We start from the raw sequence: 21,039 nt of genomic DNA on the forward strand, positions 1-21,039 counted from the left end.
CCCCTCCTCATCCAGCAAACCGACCACCACCCCTTGCAGACCGGCAGCGCGTGCGGCCGCAATATCTTGCAGCATCATCTCGAACTCGCCGTCATTGAAGCAAAAATCCCCGGCACGCGGGCGGATCATGGCGTAAACCGGCACGCTGGCGTGGCGGGCTGCCAGCTGCATAAAGCCGTAGGAGGGGGTCAGGCCACCCAGACCCAGCGCAGAGCAGAGCTCGATGCGATCCGCCCCGGATTGCTGGGCGGTGAAGAGGGATTCCAGGTTGTCGATACAGATTTCAAGATGGGTCATGAGGACTCCTTTTTCGGGGAGATCAGACCCCACATCTGATCTCATAGATTGAGCAAGGCTGCGCCGCGCACACCACCGGCGCCGCCGAAGCGGGCCTGGCGGATCTCGGGCAGGGCGACCCCGGGCAGCAAGTGACCGGGCAGACGCAGCGGCAGCTGTTCATAGAGGACGGGCAGGCCGCTCAGGCCGCCCCCCAACACCACCACTTCGGGATCAATCACCGAAATGGCGGTGGCAAGCCCGGCGGCCATGATCTCCAACCAGCAGTCGACCGTCTCGACCGCATGGGGTTCATGGGCCTCGAAGCGTCCCACAATCTGGTGACCCGTGGCGCGCTGGCCATGGAAATGGTGATAGAGACGCTCCAGACCGGTGCCGGAGGCATAGGTTTCAAAACAGACCAGACGGCCGCAGCCGCAACGGGGACGGGGCAACTCGGGGTACTTCATCAGCATGGTCGCGGGCAAGGGGTAGTGACCAATCTCGCCAGCCAGCCAGTTGCGCCCCTGAATAAGCTTGCCCGCCAGATAAACAGCGCCGCCGATGCCGGTGCCGATGGTGACACCGAGCGCACTGCCTGCGCCGTCAGCAGCCCCTTTATGCACTTCGGACCAGAGGAAGCAGTTGGCGTCGTTATCCACCTTGACCGGCCGCTCCAGCAGCTCGGCCAGATCGGCGCCCAGATGGCGACCATTGATGGAGGGCAGATTGGCCGCCACTATGCTGTGATCGTGGCTATTGATGACACCGGGGAAACCGATGCCGACCGAGCCCCGTGCGCCGAAGCGGGCATCCGCCTGCTCGACCCGGGAGCGGATCAGCAGCTGCAGCCCCTCATAATCATTGCCCGGGGTGCTCATGCGCTCCTCATGGCAGAGGTTCAATGCACCGTCATAGACCGCGAAGGCGATCTTGGTGCCACCGATATCAAAGCCGTAATACATGCCAGCACTCCCTTGTCAGCCCGTGTTTATCCAACTCTGTTTCAAGGGGGACATTGTATTAATTCGCAAAAAAAATAAAGTGACCGAAGGCGAAAAACGGGAGAGTGATCAGAGCAAACGGCTCATTTGTCGCTGCAGGCAGGGCTGCCCGAGGCTTATCAGGGTGCGCTCCTCGCCATCAAAGACGAAGCCACGGCGCAGGTAGAACCCCTCGCCGATGTGGTTGCCATCGAGCAGCCACAATTTGACGCTATGGCAGCCGGCGCGGCGCATCTGCATCGCCACCGCCTGCCACAGCCGTTTGCCATAGCCTTGTCGCCAATGGTCGGGATGGAGGTAAAAGGCGCGGATCAGGGCGCTGCTCTGCCCCGCTTCCTGCTGTGGTTGCCAGTAGAGCAGGCCAATCACCACCTCATCGAGACAAAGCAGCATGGGCCTTGGGCCCGGCTCGGCCAGACGGCTCTGCCAGATTTGCAGATGGGCGGTGACGTCCAGCTGTTCCAGCAGGTCGGCACCGAGCACCTGGCCATAGGCAGCGAGCCAGCTGGCTCGCTGCATCACCGTCATGGCTGCGGCATCATCGCTGCGCGCCATGCGCAGGCTTATACCTTGCATTGGGGCACCAGACCGTTGGCGCGAGCCTGCTCATAGAGCGGCAGCACTTGCGCCTGTTGCGCCTGCAACTCGGCGATCCGGTTCTCGTTGCTCGGGTGGGTGGAGAGCAGTTGCGGCGGGGTGTTGCCACCGGCGGCGGCACTCATGTTTTGCCACAGGGGGATCGCCTCGGCCGGATTGAACCCGGCGCGCGCCATCAGCTCAAGCCCCAGCCGATCCGCTTCGCTCTCCTGAGTACGGCCATAGGGCAACATCACCCCCACCTCGACCCCGAGGCCAAGGGCGGCCATGGTGGCGCCGCGATACTCGCTGGTGCCCATGGCAATGTCCGCAGCCGCCAGACCGATCCCCGCCAGCTGGCTGCGCGAGAGTCGCTCGTTGGAGTGCTGGGCCAGTACGTGAGTCAGCTCGTGACCGATGACGGTCGCCAGCTGATCCTGATTCTTGGCCACCTTGAGCAGGCCACTGTAGACCCCGATCTTGCCGCCGGGCAGGGCGAATGCGTTGACCTGTTTGGAGTCAAACACCACCACTTCCCAGTTGGTGATGCCATAGCTGGCCGGCACCTGGGCGGTCACCGCCTTGGCGACACAGGAGACATAGGCGTTGAGTTTGGCATCCTTGCTCACTTTCTCCTGCTTCTTCATCTGCTCGAAGGAGTCGGCGCCCAGCTGGTTCATCTGCTGGGGAGAGTAGAGCAGCATCTGGCTGCGGCCGGTCGGCGACTGGGCGCAGGCGACCAGCAGGGAACTACAGAGGGCTACCATGCCAAACTTGGTGAGGGACGCAATCATGAAGGGATCCTTTGCCATAACGTTGCCCTATTCTCGGAAATGCCGCCCTGCTGCGCAAGGGAGCCAGCCCCCGGCTGGCGGAAAAATATCCATCCTGCGCTATTAACAAAACTGACAGCCGCCAAAAACAAAACGAGCCCGCTTGGGGCTCGTTTTATCAGGGCATGCTGACTGCAGGCAGTTACATGATACCCAGCTTTTTCAGGTCAGCCTGTACCACCTTGGCCGGCACCGGCACGTAGCCATCTTTGGCAACGATGTTCTGGCCTGCTTTGGAGAGCATCATCTTGACGAACTCTTGCTCCATCGGGGAGAGCGGCTTGTTCGGATGCTTGTTCACGTAAACGTACAGGAAGCGTGACAGCGGATACTTGCCGGTGATGGCGTTATCGGAGGTCGCTTCGATGAAGGTCTTGCCATCTTTGGAGAGCGGTACCGCACGCACGCCGGAGGTGACATAACCGATACCGGAGTAGCCGATGCCGTTCAGGGAGGCAGAGACAGACTGCACCACGGAGGCAGAACCCGGCTGCTCGTTCACGCCGCTCTTGAAGTCGCCGTTACACAGGGCGTGCTCCTTGAAGTAACCGTAGGTACCGGATACGGAGTTGCGACCGAACAGTTGCAGATCCTTAGAGGACCAGTTGCCGTCCAGACCCAGATCAGACCACTTGGTGGCAGCCTTGGCTTCGCCGCACTTCAGGGTGCTGGAGAAGATGGCGTCGATCTGCGGCATGGTCAGCCCCTTGATGGGGTTGTCCTTGTTGACGAACACCGCCAGGGCATCGACTGCAACGCGGATGGCAGTCGGCTTGTAGCCGTAACGCTTCTCGAATGCTTCCTCTTCACCGGCCTTCATGGCACGGCTCATCGGGCCGAACTGGGCAACACCTTCGGTCAGGGCAGTCGGGGCGGTAGAAGAACCGGCGGCCTGGATCTGCACGTTGACGTTGGGGTACAAGCGCTTAAATTCTTCGGCCCACAGGGTCATCATGTTGGCCAGGGTGTCAGAGCCGACAGAGGACAGGTTGCCCGAAATGCCGCTGGTCGGTGTGTAATCCGGCAGGTCTTTATCCACACCGGCAGCCAGAGCGCTGACAGAAAACAGGGTTGCTGCGGTGAATCCGATTACACCAGCCAGTTTGTTGAGTTTCATCCAATCTCTCCAAAGTTACAGAAGGTCCGTTCTTAAGACGGCGCCAGTATCTGACCTGGCAGTAACAAATTTATGGATTTAATGTGACACTTTAATGACATGGCGACAGATTTGAACAAATGAAAAGAGGGCCCGTTCAAAGGCCCTCTTTTTGCAGCTAACTCATTGCCATAAAAGACTATTTAATCACCACCATGCGGCCAGGAATGAGAAAGCTGAAGCGGCTGCCAAGGCCGACCCGGCTCTCGATATCGAGCTGGCAGTCGTGATGACTGAGGGCATGCTTGACGATGGCAAGGCCCAAGCCTGAGCCGCCGGTATGGCGCGAGCGTGCCTTGTCGACCCGATAGAACCGCTCGGTCAGCCGCGCCAGATGCTCGGGGGCAATCCCCTCCCCTTCATCGCTCACGGCAAACAGCGCCATCGCCCCCTGCTTGCGCCACTCCACGGTAATTTTTCTCCCCGCCGGGGTGTAGTGAATGGCGTTGTAGACCAGGTTGGAGACAGCACTGCGCAGCTGCTCCTGATCCCCGCGCACCAGCAGATTGGGCTGCACCACAAATTCGATCTGGTGGGCCCGATCGCCCGAGAGTGCCCGCGCCTCCTGCTCCAGCAGCCCCAGCATGGCAGGCATGTCCACCAGGTGGGAGAGATCCACGGTCGGGGCCGCCTCGATACGGGAGAGGGTGAGCAGCTGATTGACCAGATTATCCATCCGGATGGTCTGCTCCATCATCACCCGATGCGCTTTGGCCCACATGGCGGGCGGGGGCGGCTCCTCGGTCATCTCCAGATAGCCCTTGAGCACGGTCAGCGGGGTGCGCAGCTCGTGGGAGACGTTGGAAACGAAGTGCTTGCGGGTCTTCTCGAGACTACGCAAGCGGGTGACATCCCGCACCACCAGCATCGCCTGATCCGAGGCGTAGGGCATGATGCGAAACTCGAGAAACTTCTCCTCGTTGACCGGGGAGTGCATCTCGAGGGGCTCGTCATATGCCCCCTTGCCCAGATAGGCGTTAAAGGCAGGATTGCGAATGAGGTTGCCGATATGCTGGCCAGCATCCTCCGGCCAGCGAAAACCGAGCAGTTGCTCCGCCAGCCGGTTGCACCAGAGGATGCTGCCATCGGTGCGAAACACCACGGCGGCATCGGGCAGCGCCTCGGCCCCTTCCCGGAAGCGGCGGATCAGCCCCGCCAGCTCGCGGCGACGGGCGCGGTGACGCTGCTGCAGCTTGTAGATACCGTTGAAGATGTACTCCCAGCTGCCACTGCCGCTGGGGGGCACCAGGCTGCGGTCGTGCCACAACCAGTCAGAGAGCCGCTTCTGGAAGCGATAGTGCCAGCCCAGATGCAATACGGCCGCCACCAGCAGGCAGAGGGCAAGATGATCAATCAACCAGCCAACCAATGCGAAGGGGGCGTAAAAAAACGCCATTCGCCACAACTGTCGCCGCCAGGCGTAAGGTTGCAACATAACTGCCTCTAGAGACGGGTTGAGAAGCGGTATCCGGCTCCACGCACCGTCTGGATCAATCTGTCGTGCCCTGTCTCTTCAATCGCCTTGCGCAGGCGACGAATATGCACATCCACGGTTCTGTCCTCGACGTACACATTGGTACCCCAGACATTATTGAGCAGCTGTTCACGGCTGTAGACCCGCTCGGGGTGAGTCATAAAGAAGTGAAGCAGCTTGAATTCGGTCGGCCCCATGTCGAGCGCCTTCTCTTCGGCACTGACCCGGTGGGAGACAGGATCGAGTTTCAGCCCCTGCACCTCGATCACCTCATCCACCGAGGTGGGCGACACGCGGCGCATCACCGCATGGAGGCGAGCGGTCAGCTCCTTGGGCGAGAACGGCTTGGTGATATAATCGTCGGCACCGGCCTCCAGACCACGCACCTTGTCCTCCTCTTCACCGCGGGCGGTGAGCATCACCACCGGGATCTGGCGCGTCACCTCATCCTGCTTGAGCTGCTTGATAAACTGGATGCCACTGCCGCCCGGCATCATCCAGTCGAGCACGATGAGTTCGGGGTAGGGTTCGCGCACCTTCGCCAGTCCATCGGCGTAATCTTCCGCTTCAATCGTCTCATATCCCTTCTGCTCCAACACGAAGCAGAGCATTTCGCGGATCGGTGCTTCGTCCTCGACCACCAGAATTCGCTTAGCCATTCCCTTCTCTCTCCTCTGTGAAGATGGGTGCGCCAATTATTAGAATTTTCTGTGACACTTTTATGACTTTATGACAGGCGGGATGATAAACGTTTTCAGATTCAGTTGGCAGCAGTACGTTGCAACAAGTCCCACCGGTTGCCGCTGATATCCTCAAACACCACCACGGTGCCATAAGGCTCGTCGCGGGGCTGTTCACAAAAATGAACACCGTACGCCTGCATGCGCTGGTAATCCCCCCAGAAATCAGTGGTCTCGAGGAACAGAAATACCCGGCCACCGCCCTGCTGGCCGATGGCGGCCTGCTGCTGCGCATTGGCCGCTTGTGCCAGCAGCAGTGCAGAACCGGAGGCACCTTTGGGGGCAACCCGCACCCAGCGCTTGCCCGGTTTGCCCGGTTCATCGAGCCGAGTGTCCTCCAAAAGCGCAAAGCCAAGACCCTCGGTAAAAAAGCGAATGGCCTGATCGTAATCAGCCACCAGCAGGGTCAGCGCCCCTATATGTTGTGACATGGCAGAAAATCCTCAACGGATGAGTCAACGGGCGCAATGCCCCCAGCAAGGGCGCATCATAGCGGCTGGATGGGCAGGGCTCCAGTCGTCATGTGCGTCTTGAAAACGACCGATGAGGGGGAGTGAGCACTCAAGGGGCTTCGCGCAGCGTCCGGTAGAGGGTGGTGCGGCTGATCCCCAGCTGGCGCGCGGCCTCGCTCACATTGCCGCCGCATGCCGCCAGCGTTTGCTGCACCTGCCGCCGGGTTTGTTCACGCAAGCTGGTCGCCTCCCCCATCGACAAGGCGCCGGGCTCTGTGGCCACACTGGGCAGATGCAGGTGGGCGGGTTCTATCCAACCCAACCCCTCTGCCAGCACACAGGCCACTTCCAGTGCCTGTTTGAGCTGGCGCACGTTGCCGGGCAGCGGATGGGCCAGCAGCTGTTGCTCCGCATCGCGGGTCAGACGCAGGGTCGGGTCCATCTCCGCCAACAGTCGCTGGATCAGCCCCAGACGCTCAGCGGCAGGCCAACGGCGCAGCGGCATCAGCTGCTGGCGCCAGCCGCAGATCCGGTAATAGAGGTCTTCGCGAAATGCGCCACTCTGCACCATGGCCGCCAGATCCCGGTGGCTGGCACTGACCAGCCAGAAATCCACCGCCTCCGGCTTGTGACTGCCAACCGGCGTCACACTGCGCTCCTGCAATACCCGCAGCAGTCGGGTTTGAGCCTGCAGCGGCAGTTCGCCAATTTCATCGAGCATCAGCATGCCGCCGTGGGCTGCACGCAGATAACCCTGACTGCCCTGGCTGCGGGCACCGCTGAAGGCCCCGCCCACATACCCAAACAGCTCGGCTTCCACCAGATCTGCTGGTAACGCGCCACAGTTGACGCACACCAGTGGCTGCTCCCGCCGACTGGACGCTCGGTGCAGGGCCCGCACCAGATGCTCCTTGCCGCTGCCGGTCTCCCCCTCGATAAGCAGCGAAATGCCGCGCTCCAGCATCTTGAGCGGCACCTGCTGCGGATGTGGCACCGGGCTTGAGTGACCAGGCAGCACGGTGCAGGAGGGTGTCGCGTCCGCTTCTGGCACCAGCCGCAAGCCACGCCCCTCGCGCGGCAGTTGCCTGCCATCGAAAGGGTGCTGGCCGAGCCAGAGTCGGCCTGCCCGGTTGGCGCCGAGCAGTTCCCCCTCCTCTCCCAGCAACAGGCGAGCGGACCAGAGGCTCTGGGATCGAGATCCACCAGCCAGCCCGGCTGGCGTGCCAACAGTGCGTTTTCGAGGGTCATGGCCAACAGCCGCACCGTGCCCAGCATGTCGCCATCGTGATGGGCCGCATCGGTGGAGATATCGAGCACCCCGAGTAATTGCCCATTCGGCCCGAGCAACGGACAGGCGCTGCAACTGAGGAAGCTGTGCTGGGCGAAGAAGTGCTGATTGCCTAGCACCTGCACTTCGCTCTGCTCGGCCAGCGCGGTACCGATGGCGTTGGTACCCTTGCTCGCCTCACCCCAGCGGGCGCCACTGCGCAAAAAGATACGCTCGGCATGGCGGGCGAACCCCTCATCCCCGCTGGCGGCCAGAATGGCCCCCTCACCGTCACACAACAACAGGCGACAAGGACGACCCGCCAGCAACTGGGCAAACAGCGGCAGCACAAAGCGCTGGAAGCAGGCGATCAGCGCCCTGTGCTGCTCCTGACGGGCCGACAGCTCCCCTTGGGGCAGCAAGTCCAGATCGGCGCTCTGCTGACGGCTCAGCCCCTGATGCAGGCAACGCTGCCAGGAACGCTGGATCGGACCGGGACCGGGTTGAAGTGACTCACTCATCACGCCTCCTGTTCACAAACAGCACTACTGTCTCGGCCACTGTCCAGAAACGGTACAGTTTTATCGCAATAGCCGTGGTCATTGGTTAACCAAGATACGCTGCCACACCCCATTTGATAACGTTTTTGTAACCTTCTATCTGCTGGTCAGACCCTTTGGCACGCCCCTTGCGATATCAGCTGGCAACCGGTCTGTCAGCCAGTCCGGTCAGGATCACACACATAAAGGATGATGAGATGATTTATACCGCTCCCGGTCAGGCAGGTGCCCTGGTCAGCTTCAAGTCCCGTTACGACAACTTCATCGGTGGTGAGTGGGTGGCTCCTCGCGCCGGCCGCTACTTTGAAAACATCTCGCCGGTGGATGGCAAAGTATTCTGCGAGGTCGCTCGCTCCGACGCCGCCGATATCGAGCTGGCGCTGGATGCCGCCCACAAGGCGTTCACCAGCTGGAGCAAGACCAGCGTCACCGAGCGCAGCAACCTGCTGCTGCGCATCGCCGATCGCATCGAGCAAAACATCGAACGGCTCGCCATCGCCGAAACCTGGGAGAACGGCAAAGCGGTGCGCGAAACCCTGGCGGCAGACCTGCCGCTGGTGGTGGATCACTTCCGCTACTTCGCAGGCTGCATTCGCGCTCAGGAGGGCTCGGCCGCCGAGCTGGATCAGAATACCGTCAGCTACCACTTCAAGGAGCCCATCGGCGTGGTCGGCCAGATCATCCCGTGGAACTTCCCGCTGCTGATGGCGGCCTGGAAGCTGGCCCCGGTGCTGGCGGCGGGTTGCTGCAGCGTGCTCAAGCCCGCCGAGCAGACCCCGGTCACCATCATGCTGATGATGGATCTCATCAAGGACATCCTGCCCCCCGGCGTGGTCAACGTGGTCAACGGTTTTGGCACCGAGGCAGGTCAGGCGCTCGCCACCAGCAACCGGATCCAGAAGCTGGCGTTTACCGGCTCCACCGAGGTGGGCGCCCATATCCTGCGCTGCGCCGCCGACAAGCTGATCCCCTCCACCGTGGAGCTGGGCGGCAAGTCCCCCAACATCTACTTCGCCGACGTGATGCAGCACGAGAGCAGCTACATCGACAAGGCGGTGGAAGGGATGCTGATGACCTTCTTCAACCAGGGCGAGGTGTGCACCTGCCCCTCCCGCGCCCTGGTGCAAGCCAGCATCTATGACGACTTCATGGACAAGGTGCTGGCCCGCGCCCGCACCATAGTGCAGGGCAACCCCCTCGATACCGCCACTCAGGTGGGAGCGCAGGCGTCCCGCGAGCAGTTCGACAAGATCCTGGGCTACATGGAGATCGGCCGCGGCGAAGGGGCCAAGATGCTGATCGGCGGCGGCCCGGCCAAGGTGAGCGGACTGGAGGGGGGATTCTACATCCAGCCCACCATCTTCTCCGGTCAGAACAAGATGAGGGTGTTCCAGGAGGAGATCTTCGGGCCGGCACTCGGGGTCACCACCTTCAAGGACGAGGCGGATGCTCTGGCCATTGCCAACGACACCCAGTACGGGTTGGGGGCAGGCCTGTGGACCCGCGACAGCAATCTGGCCTGGCGCATGGGGCGTGGCATTCAGGCTGGCCGGGTCTGGGTCAACTGCTACCACGCCTACCCGGCACATGCCGCCTTTGGCGGTTACAAAAAGTCGGGGATCGGCCGCGAGACCCACAAAATGATGCTGGACCACTACCAGAACACCAAGAACCTGCTGGTGAGCCACGACATCAACCCGCTCGGCTTCTTCTAGCGCACGCAGATGTCATCAGAAAGGGCGCCTGCGGGCGCCCTTCTTGTTTTGCTTCATCAGATGACATGTCCAGCAATTTGTTATCGGCCTGACTGCTGGCGATAACGCTGGGGAGAGCAGCCCAGCTCCCGGTTGAACATGGCGATAAAGGCCGAGGTGGAGCCGTAACCAAGCCGCCAGCTGATCTCCTGAATGGGCATGTTCCCCTTGAGCCAGGCCAGCGCCTTGAGCAGCCTCAGCCGGGCCCGCCACTGACCGAAGCTCATCCCCAACTCCCGCAGGCAGCGCCGCGCCAGGGTGCGCTCTGTGGTGTGCAGTTGTCCGGCCCACTGGGCCAGAGTACGGGGATCGGCAGGATCGCTGTGCAACGCCGCCAGCATGGGAGCCAGCAGCTTGTCCTGACTCATCGGCAGATAGCTCTCCTGACAGCGGGTGCGCGTCAATCGCTCCACCAGTAGCTCGGCCTGGCGCTGATCCCACTCATCCGCCATATGGCTCACCCGCCGTTCGCAAAAATCGCTCAGCAGGGCGCGGATCAGCGGGGTGAGCAGCAGCAATCTGGGCTCTGGCGGCAGCTTGGCCGCCAGCTCGTGGCTGACGTAGATGGAGGTATAGTCGAGGGTCTGCTCGTTGTAGGAGGTGTGGTCGAGACCCGCCGGTACCCAGATAAGGTAGTCGGCAGGGGCCACCAGTCGCTGATCCCCCAGCTCTATCTCCATGATCCCCAGGCTGATCATGTTGAGCTGGCCCCAGGGGTGGGAGTGCAGTACGGTCGCGCTGTCGGCCAGCATCTGCTGGTAACTGAAATAGAGCGGATTGGGAGCGGGCAGAACGACATCTACCGGCTGAAAGTGGTGAGTGGCCATCAGCGCCCCTTGTCAGCGAGAGAGAGGAGCAGGCGTGATGCAACGCCCTGTTGGCTCGGTCTCCGGCACAGGTCAAAAGCAGCCATCAGTTGCGAGCAAACGCAGCCCGTGTGGGCCGGAATAAGGTACATCAGAAAGAGTTGTCTTTTCTGCTGGGTCATCTGTCTGTTTTACGCTACTTGATAATATAAAGACAAGGGTAGACTTGGCCCCCTGTTAATAAGGAGCCTCTGATGCGAATCTTTTCCCCTCTTCTCTTTCCGCTGATGGCTGTGCTGATCTGGGCTACCAATACCGTGGTGTCCAAGGCGGCCGCCAGCGTGCTCGACCCCGCGGCTATCTCCTTCTATCGCTGGGTGATCGCCGCCCTGGCGCTGACTCCCTTCTGCCTGCCCACCCTTTGGCGGCGACGCAGTGAGGTTCGCCCCTGGCTCGGCAAGCTGCTGGTGCTGGCGGCGCTCGGTATGGTGCTCTACCAGTGCCTGGCCTATTACGCCGCCCACAGCACCTCGGCCACCAATATGGGAGTGATCGGCTCCCTGATCCCGCTGCTCACCCTGCTGCAAGGGGCGCTCTTCTTCGGCCAGCGTCCCGGCAAACAGGCACTGCTCGGCATGAGTCTCTCCCTGTTCGGAGTGCTCTTGCTGCTTGGCAAGGGCGAGCCGCTCGCCCTGCTCCACAACGGCATCAACCCGGGGGATGGCATGATGTTGCTGGGTTCCGCCAGCTACGCCCTTTACGGCCTCTTGATCCGCCGCTGGCACCTGCCGTTTGGCCCCTGGCTCAACCTCTATATGCAGATCCTGCTGGCGGTACTGCTGCTGGTGCCACTCGCCCTCAGCGCCGACTCGATGGCGGTACCGGCAGAAGGGTGGGGGCTGGTGCTCTTCGCCGGGCTTGCCTCCTCCCTGCTGGCAGCCTACTGCTGGATGCGCGGCCTCGCCTGTATGGGGGCAGAGCGCACCTCGGTCTTTATGAACCTGATGCCGCTCTGTACGGCGCTGATCGCCGTCGTCGGCCTGGGCGAGCCGATCCACGGCTACCACCTGCTGGGTGGCGGACTGATCCTGGGCGGGGTGATGATCTCCCAGCTGAAAAAGCGTGTCCCACTGCCGGAACGCAATGCGGCCTGACGGGCAACATGCAAAAAACAACAAGGGAGCCGCTGGCTCCCTTGTTCATTTCTATCGTGCTCTAACGACGGTGAACCGACTTCACCCCGCCCGGCGCCAGCGGTAACGCCGCTCCGGCCGCCCCCGCTGACCATAGTTGAGATCCACATCCACCCGGTCTTCCGACTCCAGATACTCCAGATAGCGGCGCGCCGTGGTGCGACTCAGCGACAACCGCAGCGCCACCGTGTCGGTGGAGAAGACGCTCTCCGGCTCGCCCGCCAGCAGATCCAGTACCTGACGCAGGGTGATGCTGTCGATCCCCTTGGGAGTGACGCGCATCTCCTTGATCTGGGAGCGCCCCCCTTTGCCCAGCAGCTTGTCGAGATCTTCCTGCTCCAGCCGACCCCGCTCGCAGAGGCGGCTGTGCAGTTGCAGGATCTCATCCAGACTCTGCTGGATGCGAAACAGCCGCAATGGTTTGATGACGTAGTCATGAACCCCCAGATTGAGGGCCTGCTGGATGGTCTCCACATCCCGCGAGGCAGTCACCATGATGACGTAGGCTTCGCGGTTGTGGCTGCGCAGGCGGCTCACCCACTCAAGGCCGGAGCCATCGGGCAGGGATACATCCACCAGCAGCAGTTGGGGCACCACACCGGCCATCATGGCATCGGCCTGGGCCAGGGTGCCGGCCCGCCCCAGCAGGGAGAAACCGGGTGTCGCCGCCACCAGTTCTGACAAGATGGCACCGATCCGATCGTCATCTTCAATAACAAGCGTGATTATTGGGTCCATGGCTCACATTAATTGGTTTTTATTCAAGTAGATACCAAACAGGGTGGTCTGCTCGGCGGTTCGCCGCCATTCTATCACACCCTCGTGCCGACCCACGGTCTCCTTGACCAGGAACAGACCCACCCCGTGATCGCCGCTCTGACGACTCACCCCGTAATCGAACAGATGATCGGCCAGCTCCTCGTCGACCCCCTCGCCGCTATCCTCCACCTCGATCACCAGCCGCCGCCCCACATCGCACAGGGACAGCAGCACCCGCGGCGGCCGCTGCTGGCGGTTGCGCCAGGCCGCCTGCAGGCCGTTGTCCAGCAGGTTGCCAATGAGGGTGATGAGATCGGCCGAAACCGAGGCCGGATACTCCGCCAGCGCCGAATCGGGATCGAGATCCAGGGTCACCCCCAGCTCGCGAGCCCGGCTGAACTTGCCGAGAATAAGCCCCGCCACCGGCTTGTTGTCGATCAGCCGCAGCAGCTCCTGCAGCATGATCTGGCACGCTTCGTTCTCCTGCTGGATCAGCTCCACCGCCTGATCCACATGGCCCAGCTGCAACAGGCCGGAGAGGCTGCTCAGCTTGTTGGCAAACTCGTGGCTCTGCATCCGCAGCATCTCGGCGTACTGGCGCAGGTGGGTCACCTGCACCCCCAGACTGGTAGCCACCTCCGGACGGCTGAAGATCAGCAGCCGCCCCGGCGCCTTGCCCTGCACCGCCTGCCAGCGGCCGACGAAGGACTCCCCCTGAATGGTGAAGCTCACTTCCCCACCCTCCTGCTCCAGACAGGGGGCAAGGGGCGGCACCAGCTCCGCCAGCGCCTGCCCCTGCAGGGCGTGACGACCGGTGGCAGGCAGCCGCAGCTGATAGATGGCGGTGCTGTTAATCATGGCGATGTTGCCGCGGCCATCGAGGGCAATCACCCCTTCGGCGATCTGCTCCAGCACCAGATCCTGCAGAGTGAAGCGGCGCACGATCGCCTCCGGCTCCAGATCGAGCAGGGTCTTGCGCAGCAAGTATTGCACCCAGAGTGCCAGCAGCAGGCCGCACCCCAGCACCGCCACAATGGCGCTGATGAGCAGGGCTACCCGCTCCATATAGATGCCCTCCACCTGCTGCATCAGGTAGCCCACCACCACGGCCCCCATGACGCGCCCGTCTCCGCCTACCACCGGGGAGAAGCAACGGATCGCCGGTCCCATGGTGCCCCGATCCTTGGAGCAATAGCTTCGCCGCTCCTGCAGCGCGGGCCAGAGATCCTCGCCGCGGAACTTCTGCCCCACCAGCTCGGGGTTGGGGTGACTGAGGCGGCGACCATGCTCGTCAGTCACCACCATATAGGTGGCATCGGTGCGGTTGCAGACCGCCTCCACATAGTCGCGCAGAGTCGGATCACTCCCCTGACGCAGAGCCTCGACAACCCGGGTGTCCGCCGCCATGACCCGGGCCAGATCGCTCCCCTTATCCTGCAGGTTGCTCTCCAGCAGATGACGGATAAAGAGGGCCAGCAGGCTGCCCAGAATGAGGATCAGCAGCAGGGAGAGCCCAAGAGAGAGGGTGACCAACTGGTGGCGAAGTTTCATGCACATACCTTAAAACGTCAGGACGCTGCCCAATAGTGCGGATGCCACCAGGTCTGGTCAATCAAAGGAGCCGGATCGCCGACAAAATCGGCCAATCCTTCCTCGCGGGCGCAGAGCGCCACCGCTCTGGCGATGGCGCGGGCCACCTCTCCCACCTGCTCGATGGGGGGCAACAGCCGGCCCGCCACCAGCGGATAGGCGCCGACCGCCCGCACCGCGGCCAGCAACATGCCATCGCTGATGCGGCGCGCCTTGACGGCGCAGGCTCCGAGACCAATGCCCGGAAAGACATAGACGTTGTTGCACTGGGAGACTACCCGCAGCTCCCCCGCCACCGTCACCGGCGCAAAGGGGCTGCCGGTGGCCAGCAGGGCGCGGCCATCTGTGGCGGCCCACACCTGCTCGGGGGTGGCCTCGGCGCTGCGGGTCGGGTTGGAGAGTGGCAGGATCACCGGCTGCGCGCACACCTCCCCCATCGCCTGCAACACCTCGCCAGTAAAAAGGCCGCCCTGACCGCTCACACCAATCAAGACCGCCGGACGCACCTGCCGGATGGTCTCCAGCAGCGAACTGATCCCCTCCTCCACAGCACGGGCAAACGGCTGCTGGGCGCGAGTCAGATTGGGACGATCGGCGCAGACCACCCCGTCCTGATCAAACAGCCAGACGCCGTCGTGACTCCCCGCCAGCTGGGCCAGCATGGCAGCGATGCCACAACCGGCAGAACCGGCACCGACGATCAGCACAGGGGCATCATTGAGGGCGATACCCGCCTGCTGCAACCCGGCCAGCACGCAGGCAGAAGCCACTGCCGCCGTGCCCTGAATGTCGTCGTTGAACATGCAGAGCTCGTCGCGATAACGGGTCAGCAGGTTGGCGGCATGCTTGCCGGCAAAGTCTTCAAACTGCAGCACCACCTGCGGCCAGCGCTTGCGAATGGCGGCCACCACCTTGTCCATGAAGTGGTAGTAGCTCTCGCCGTCGATGCGCGGGGATTGCCAGCCGAGGTAGGAGTCATCCTCCAGCAGCTCGGGGTTGTTGGTGCCCACATCGACACAGAGCGGCAGGGTGCGGGCCGGGTTGATGCCGCCAGCGGCTGAATAGAGCGCCAGCTTGCCGATGCAGATCCCCATGCCACCGATGCCGAGATCGCCGAGCCCCAGCACCCGCTCGCCATCGGAGATGACGATCACGTCCACCTCCTGCTCCACCGACTCGAGGATGTCGTCGAGATCGTCACGATCGTGCCAGGAGAGATACAAACCATGGCTACGCAGATAGAGATCGCTGTGGCGCTGACACGCCTCCCCCACCACCGGGGTGTAGATGATCGGCAGCAGCTCCGGCAGGTGGTGGCGCACCAGATCGTAGAAGAGCACCGGGTTGTCCTCCTGCAGCTGGCGCAACAACAGATGCTGATCGAACGGGCTCTGCATGGCACTGACCAACCGGTAGATCCGGCGCCGCTGCTGGGAGAGGGACTCCTCCTTGTGGGGCATACGCCCCCGCACGCCCTGACGCTTGCGCTCGGCATAGGGCAGGCTGGTGCCCATCATGATGTCGTTCATCTTGTTTGTTCCTCAATCCGGTATCAGGCGAGCAGGGAGATAAGAGCGGTCGCCAAAATCAGCATCACGGCGCCGCCGAGGCGAGAGGAGATCTGGGCAAAAGGCATCAGCTTCATCCGCTGGGCCGCCGAGAGTACCGCCACATCGCCGGTGCCGCCCATGTTGGCCATGCAGAGCCCGCCGGTGATGGCCGCCTCGATGGGGTAGAAGCCGATCAGCTTGCCGACCAGCGCCGCGCCGAGTGCCCCGCCAATTACGGTGACCATGACCAGCACGAAGTAGCTGATGGAGAAGGCGCTGATGAGCTCGGGAATACTGGTATAGGCGACGCCGATCCCCACCAGCAGGGAGGGAGTGAGGTTGCTCACCACAAACTGATACCAGTCGGCCGCCGCCTGCTCATAACGGCGCGGCAGCAGGCCGCTCACCTTGATAAAGGCGACCGCCAAAATCATCAGGGCGAAGGGGTGCATGGGGATAAAGTTGCCAAGCAGGGAGCCCAGCACAAACATGCTGGAGCTGATGAAAAGGCCCATGCCGAGACTCTGCAGGGTCGGCGCTTCGGCCTGCTCATCGGCAATGCTCTGGCTACTTTCCTTGACCATCAGCTTGCCGTTGCCGGTCAGGGAGGGGTAACGGCGACCAAGGCGCGCCAGCAGAGAGCCCACCAGAATGGCCAGGGTATTGGCGATCACCACCGCCGGTACCATGCGTGACAAGAGATCCGCACTGGACATCTGCATCGGGCCGGAGAGGATCTCCACCAGAGGCACCGCGCCAGCACCCATGCCACCGCCCATGATGGGCAGGCCGATCAGCAGCACCGCATTCTTGAAGCCATACCCCATCAGGGAGCCGACCAGCCCCACGCTCAGCAGCGCCAGTGCGACGCCACCAAGAATGACCGGCAGATAGCGCATGGCGGCATTTTTCAGCAAAGCGCCGCTCATGCCAAACACGGAGCCAGTCACCAGACTGGCGATAAAGAAGTTGAGAAAGCCTCCCTCCTTCATGAAGTTGGTAATGACCTGCCCCGCCTGCACCGGCAGCAGCTGGTATTCGAACAGGGCGGCGCCGCCGAAGATGGCGAGAATGGTGCCGCCCCCCAGATATTCGCGGATCGGCATGATCCGCTCACCCAGCTCGGTCAGCAGGGTACCCAGCACGAACATCAGCGCCAGCGCACCGACCATGCCAAGGGGCAGAGAGCCATTCCAGCCGGAAAAGAGAACGCAGGTCGCCAGCCCCAGAAATATAAAGAGCGGCATACCGGCAATTTGTTGGCCGCCCATAAAGGCGGCCTTTTCTTGTGTAGTTTGTAGGGGTGAGAGGTTTTTCATTGTTATGTACTCTGCGTGTGATTGTGGCCGCTACTTTATTGATCCCCCTCTCCTCTGTCGGTTAGCCAGACTGCAAAGCCATATAAAAACATTAAAAACTTAAACATCATGGTGCCTCCAACGTGCGCAGCACAATAGAACACCAGACATCCGATACCCGACCAAGTCAGGAAATAGGGTGATAAAACGAGCGACCATAATGGCGGATATTTGGGTGATCAGCAGTAATAACGATGCGATGATCTCCCCCCTTCGGGGAAATAACAGAGCCAGATGACAAGCTCTGCGACCATTTATCGCCACTGCTCCTGTGAGTGATAATCAGCGGGCAATGTCATCGCCATAACGCGAGTGCCACGGCATGCCACACCAGGGTTTGAGTCGGCGTGCAGGAAGTACGCACGATGGAAAATGGTGAGGAGAAAGATGCAAAAAGGGGAGATTGAAATAGTGATGAGTCAAGCCAGCGAATACCAGAGCACTGGCTTGAACTCACAAGGATCACACACGGTCAGGTCTATTCTGCCAACAGCAATGGAATATTGGCGGGGTCAAAATCATGACTGATATCGGTACTTCTGATAGCGCCTTCTCGATTCACGCCATGGTGTGACTCTGCACCATATTCCCCATCACTCAACAGCGCTTCAATTGCCAGATACACACATCCACTGTCATATCCATCCACAACCCGTTTCCCCCTTGTTTTATAACCCCATCAATATTAGCGGATAAAAAAAGAGCTGCTCGCTGAAGCTGAAAATTTCATGAAAATAACCACCGGATATCCTCCATTCACGGCGCAATATCCGAAGCGGCAAAAGAGCCTCGAGTGGATCAGCCCCGAGAATAATATCAGGGGCTCGAATGCTGCTCGCCCTCACCAACGAAAGATCCGACCAGAAACATGAACAGCATCACACTATTTACTTAGCCTGCTAAACAAGTATGATAGTTAGCATGCTAAGTACATTGAGGATGAGAAGATGACGGATCTGGAAAGGTTGCGCGAGCTGTCGCTCGCCGAGCAGATAGCGCGGATGCACCGGCTATGGCGTACTGCCGCCGACCTGGAGCTGGCTCCCCTTGGCCTCACCCATCCCCGCTGGACCGCGCTGTGGAAACTCTCCCGCATGGGGAACCATGTCAGCCAGAAGACCCTGGCCGAAGCCCTCGAGATAGAGCTCCCCTCCCTGATGCGCACCCTGGGCCAGCTGGAAGAGCAGGGACTGATTGAGCGCCATTGCTGCAGTCAGGACAAGCGGGCCCGCATCGTCTGTGTGACCCCGGCTGGCCAGACCCTGCTCGATCAGATCGCCGACCGCATCATGAATATCCGCCGGGAGCTTCTGGGGGGCATTGACGAGCAGACCCTTCAGCTGTTTGAAGCCACGGTGCAGCGGATCTCGGCCAACGCCCTCAGCAAAATTGAACAACACCACGACCGACAAGCCGGAGGCGATACAAGCCCTCCCGAGACCGACACAGAGAGAGAATAAGATGACTCCGGATCAACAATTTACCCGCTGGATCAAATGGTCCATGGCTGGCTTTGCCACCTTGTTTGCCTATTTTCTGATAGCCGACCTGCTGATGCCCCTCACCCCTCAGGCGATGGCGACCCGGGTGGTCACCAAGCTGGCCCCCCAGGTGAGCGGCAAGGTGATCGAGGTCGCCGTTCACAACAACCAGCAGGTCAAGAAGGGGGATCTGCTGTTCAGGCTGGATCCGGCCCCTTTTGAACTGGCAGTGGAGCAAGCCCGCCTTGCGCTGGCGCAGGCAGAGCAGCAGAACAGTGAACTGGATGCCGCCCTGACCGCCGCCGTTGCCGAGATCAACGCCAAGGAGACCCTGGCCAGCCAGAAGTGGCGCGAGGCTGAGCGGATCGATGCGCTCTACCAACGTCACATGGTTTCGCTGCAACAAAAAGATGAGGCTGACAGCGCCCTGCGCAGCGCCCAGGCCAACCTGCGCGCCAGTCAGGCCAAACTGGCCCAGATCAAGGCCAGTCGTGGCGTGACCGGTGAGGACAATCTGTTGCTGCGCCAGGCCCGCAACAAGCTGGCGCAAGCGCAGCTGGCCCTCTCTTACAGCCGGGTCCACGCGGATCAGGATGGCACCATCACCAACCTGCAGCTCAAGCCGGGCAGTATCGCCAGCGCGGGCAGCCCGCTGCTGGCGCTGGTGTCGGAACAGGTCGATGTCATAGCCGATTTTCGGGAGAAGAGCCTGCGCCATGTCGGCGAGCAAACCCGCGCACTGGTGGCCTTCGATGGCGAGCCGGGTCAGCTCTATCCTGCCCGGGTAAGCAGTCTGGATGCCGGAGTGAGTGCCGGTCAATTTGATGCCAATGGTCGACTGGCCGCGCCGGTGGAGTCTGATCGCTGGGTACGGGATGCCCAGCGGATGCGGCTGCACCTCGAGCTGGAGCAGCTCCCCGATCATCTGCCAGCCGGGGCGCGGGCCACAGTGCAACTGCTGCCGGACAATGCCCTGACCGCCATGCTGGCACGGGGCCAGATCCACCTGCTCAGCCTGCTCCATTATGTCTACTAACCACGCCACTCATCCGTCGGCCAATACCGCCCCAGCACACCCCGCCGGTGGTGCTGCCACTCACCTCTGGTATCGGCCCCTCACCGGCAACGAGCTGCGCCAGTGCCTGCGCATCGCCTTTGGCTGCACCACGGGCTTTCTGCTCTGCAAGCTGTTTGGCTGGAATTACGGGGTCTTCTATACGGTCACGCCGGTGCTGCTGCTGGGGATGGTGCCGGTGATGAATGGCCATGCCGCGCGCCAGCTGATCGCGGCGGCGGTGGTCTGTGGGGTGGAGGTCGGGCTGCTGGGGGGACTGTTTGGCAGCCATCCGGCGCTGATGACCCCTATCGCCTTCATGCTGTTTCTCTACCGCTTCGCCGCCATGTCGCGGGGCAGCCTGTTTCTGTTCGGGGCCAACGGGGTGCTGAGCCTCAGCATCATGCTGCACTTTGCCAGCTATCCGCAGACCGACCTCAACGACCTGATCCTCAACAATATCTGGGCGAGCGTGCTGTCGGTACTAATCGCCTATCTGATGACCATGCTGATCCCGGATGTGGAGGCCAGACCCAAGCCAGCCTCGGCCCCCAAGGCGCCGCACCGGATGCGCCATGAAGCCCTGCTGGGGGCCACGGTGGCCACCCTGTCGTTTCTGGTATTTCAGGTGTTTGACCTGCGCGACTCCATGTCTGCCCAGGCCACAACCCTGCTGGTGCTGTTCCCCATGCACTGGAACGGTGCGCTGAGTTATGCCCGCAAACGGGCGATGGGCACCTTGCTGGGTGTCACCTTCGGCTTGCTCGGCCAGCTGCTGCTCTATGACTGGTCAGGACAACTGCTGCTGGTCGCTCCACTGTTATGGCTCGGCGCCATGCTGTTCAGCCATGCCCACGTCAAGGAGGCAGGCGGCTCCGGGGTCGGCTTTGGCGCCCTCACCACCCTCGGCATCCTGTTTGGCCAGTACCTCACTCCGGGCAACGATCTGGTGTTCAGCGCCCTCTACCGGGTGAGCAGCATCCTGTTTGCCATCGTGGTCACCCTGCTGGCCTGCTACCTCGTCCACCGGTTGCTCAACCGCTTCGAGGCGACCCGCTTCGGTTATTGATTTCCTGTTGTAAGCACTGTTGTCAGCCCATGGATAAGCTCTCTTTCGCCCCGTCGCCTGCCGGGGCTTTTTTTCTCGCCCTCGTTT

At 61.7% G+C, this 21,039-nt stretch carries 18 protein-coding genes and 1 pseudogene; 5 read left to right on the forward strand and 14 right to left on the reverse strand.

Translation table 11 applies throughout. The features are described 5' to 3' along the window. The 9 genes and pseudogenes from DBR30_RS22310 to DBR30_RS15465 all read right to left on the reverse strand — a co-directional run. A partial coding sequence (locus DBR30_RS22310) for a copper homeostasis protein CutC (RefSeq protein ID WP_308813279.1) occupies positions 1-297 on the reverse strand: 297 nt, incomplete at its 3' end. A gap of 41 nt (positions 298-338) precedes the next feature. After that, the gene (locus tag DBR30_RS15430) at positions 339-1,241 is read right to left on the reverse strand and encodes an ROK family protein (protein ID WP_108542471.1); all 903 of its coding nucleotides are present in this window, start codon (positions 1,239-1,241) and stop codon (positions 339-341) included. A gap of 108 nt (positions 1,242-1,349) precedes the next feature. Next, positions 1,350-1,856 (reverse strand): GNAT family N-acetyltransferase, encoded by a 507-nt coding sequence (locus DBR30_RS15435; RefSeq protein ID WP_103251509.1) that lies wholly within the window; start codon positions 1,854-1,856, stop codon positions 1,350-1,352. Further along, complete coding sequence (locus DBR30_RS15440; protein WP_108542472.1) at positions 1,844-2,650, reverse strand: M48 family metallopeptidase; 807 nt, start codon at positions 2,648-2,650, stop codon at positions 1,844-1,846. Before DBR30_RS15440 ends, DBR30_RS15435 begins: the two co-directional genes overlap by 13 nt. Before the next feature lie 181 nt (positions 2,651-2,831). Further along, entirely contained in the window at positions 2,832-3,806 is a 975-nt protein-coding gene (locus DBR30_RS15445; protein WP_005338411.1) for a PstS family phosphate ABC transporter substrate-binding protein, read from the reverse strand. 178 nt (positions 3,807-3,984) lie between these two features. After that, the gene (phoR, locus tag DBR30_RS15450; RefSeq protein ID WP_108542473.1) at positions 3,985-5,280 is read right to left on the reverse strand and encodes a phosphate regulon sensor histidine kinase PhoR; all 1,296 of its coding nucleotides are present in this window, start codon (positions 5,278-5,280) and stop codon (positions 3,985-3,987) included. 8 nt (positions 5,281-5,288) lie between these two features. Next, a complete protein-coding gene (gene phoB / locus DBR30_RS15455) occupies positions 5,289-5,978 on the reverse strand; it encodes a phosphate regulon transcriptional regulator PhoB (RefSeq protein WP_005338414.1) in 690 nt (229 codons plus the stop codon). Positions 5,979-6,079: 101 nt separating this feature from the next. Then, positions 6,080-6,490: a VOC family protein gene (locus DBR30_RS15460; protein WP_021229136.1), complete on the reverse strand. Its 411-nt coding sequence runs from the start codon at positions 6,488-6,490 to the stop codon at positions 6,080-6,082. A 130-nt stretch (positions 6,491-6,620) separates the two neighbouring features. Further along, a pseudogene (locus tag DBR30_RS15465) lies at positions 6,621-8,299 on the reverse strand (sigma-54-dependent Fis family transcriptional regulator). A gap of 236 nt (positions 8,300-8,535) precedes the next feature. On the opposite strand from DBR30_RS15465, the gene exaC reads away from it, so the two are divergent. After that, positions 8,536-10,053: an acetaldehyde dehydrogenase ExaC gene (exaC, locus tag DBR30_RS15470; protein ID WP_108588419.1), complete on the forward strand. Its 1,518-nt coding sequence runs from the start codon at positions 8,536-8,538 to the stop codon at positions 10,051-10,053. A gap of 80 nt (positions 10,054-10,133) precedes the next feature. Here the strand turns inward: exaC and DBR30_RS15475 are convergent, their stop codons facing one another. Next, on the reverse strand, positions 10,134-10,919 hold the full coding sequence (locus DBR30_RS15475) for a helix-turn-helix transcriptional regulator (RefSeq protein ID WP_108542474.1): 786 nt from the start codon (positions 10,917-10,919) through the stop codon (positions 10,134-10,136). A gap of 233 nt (positions 10,920-11,152) precedes the next feature. Here DBR30_RS15475 and DBR30_RS15480 point away from each other — a divergent pair, with 233 nt between their 5' ends. After that, complete coding sequence (locus tag DBR30_RS15480) at positions 11,153-12,052, forward strand: DMT family transporter (RefSeq protein WP_108542475.1); 900 nt, start codon at positions 11,153-11,155, stop codon at positions 12,050-12,052. Between the two features lie 81 nt (positions 12,053-12,133). Here the strand turns inward: DBR30_RS15480 and DBR30_RS15485 are convergent, their stop codons facing one another. The 4 genes from DBR30_RS15485 to DBR30_RS15500 are packed head-to-tail and all read right to left on the reverse strand — an operon-like array spanning position 12,134 to position 17,309. Then, the gene (locus DBR30_RS15485) at positions 12,134-12,829 is read right to left on the reverse strand and encodes a response regulator (protein WP_075115718.1); all 696 of its coding nucleotides are present in this window, start codon (positions 12,827-12,829) and stop codon (positions 12,134-12,136) included. Between the two features lie 3 nt (positions 12,830-12,832). Then, on the reverse strand, positions 12,833-14,401 hold the full coding sequence (locus DBR30_RS15490; RefSeq protein WP_108588420.1) for an ATP-binding protein: 1,569 nt from the start codon (positions 14,399-14,401) through the stop codon (positions 12,833-12,835). Positions 14,402-14,418: 17 nt separating this feature from the next. Next, the gene (locus DBR30_RS15495) at positions 14,419-15,969 is read right to left on the reverse strand and encodes an NAD-dependent malic enzyme (RefSeq protein ID WP_108542476.1); all 1,551 of its coding nucleotides are present in this window, start codon (positions 15,967-15,969) and stop codon (positions 14,419-14,421) included. Positions 15,970-15,992: 23 nt separating this feature from the next. Further along, positions 15,993-17,309: a 2-hydroxycarboxylate transporter family protein gene (locus tag DBR30_RS15500; RefSeq protein ID WP_005343883.1), complete on the reverse strand. Its 1,317-nt coding sequence runs from the start codon at positions 17,307-17,309 to the stop codon at positions 15,993-15,995. A gap of 986 nt (positions 17,310-18,295) precedes the next feature. On the opposite strand from DBR30_RS15500, the gene DBR30_RS15505 reads away from it, so the two are divergent. The 3 genes from DBR30_RS15505 to DBR30_RS15515 are packed head-to-tail and all read left to right on the forward strand — an operon-like array spanning position 18,296 to position 20,952. Continuing rightward, a complete protein-coding gene (locus DBR30_RS15505) occupies positions 18,296-18,808 on the forward strand; it encodes a MarR family transcriptional regulator (protein ID WP_005349886.1) in 513 nt (170 codons plus the stop codon). 1 nt (position 18,809) lies between these two features. Beyond that, positions 18,810-19,865, forward strand: coding sequence for an HlyD family secretion protein (locus tag DBR30_RS15510; RefSeq protein ID WP_043818894.1), 1,056 nt, complete (start codon positions 18,810-18,812; stop codon positions 19,863-19,865). Further along, positions 19,855-20,952: a DUF2955 domain-containing protein gene (locus tag DBR30_RS15515; RefSeq protein ID WP_219927575.1), complete on the forward strand. Its 1,098-nt coding sequence runs from the start codon at positions 19,855-19,857 to the stop codon at positions 20,950-20,952. Before DBR30_RS15510 ends, DBR30_RS15515 begins: the two co-directional genes overlap by 11 nt. Positions 20,953-21,039 lie beyond the last annotated feature (87 nt).

The organism is Aeromonas sp. HMWF017, assembly GCF_003061465.1.
GTDB lineage: Bacteria > Pseudomonadota > Gammaproteobacteria > Enterobacterales > Aeromonadaceae > Aeromonas > Aeromonas veronii.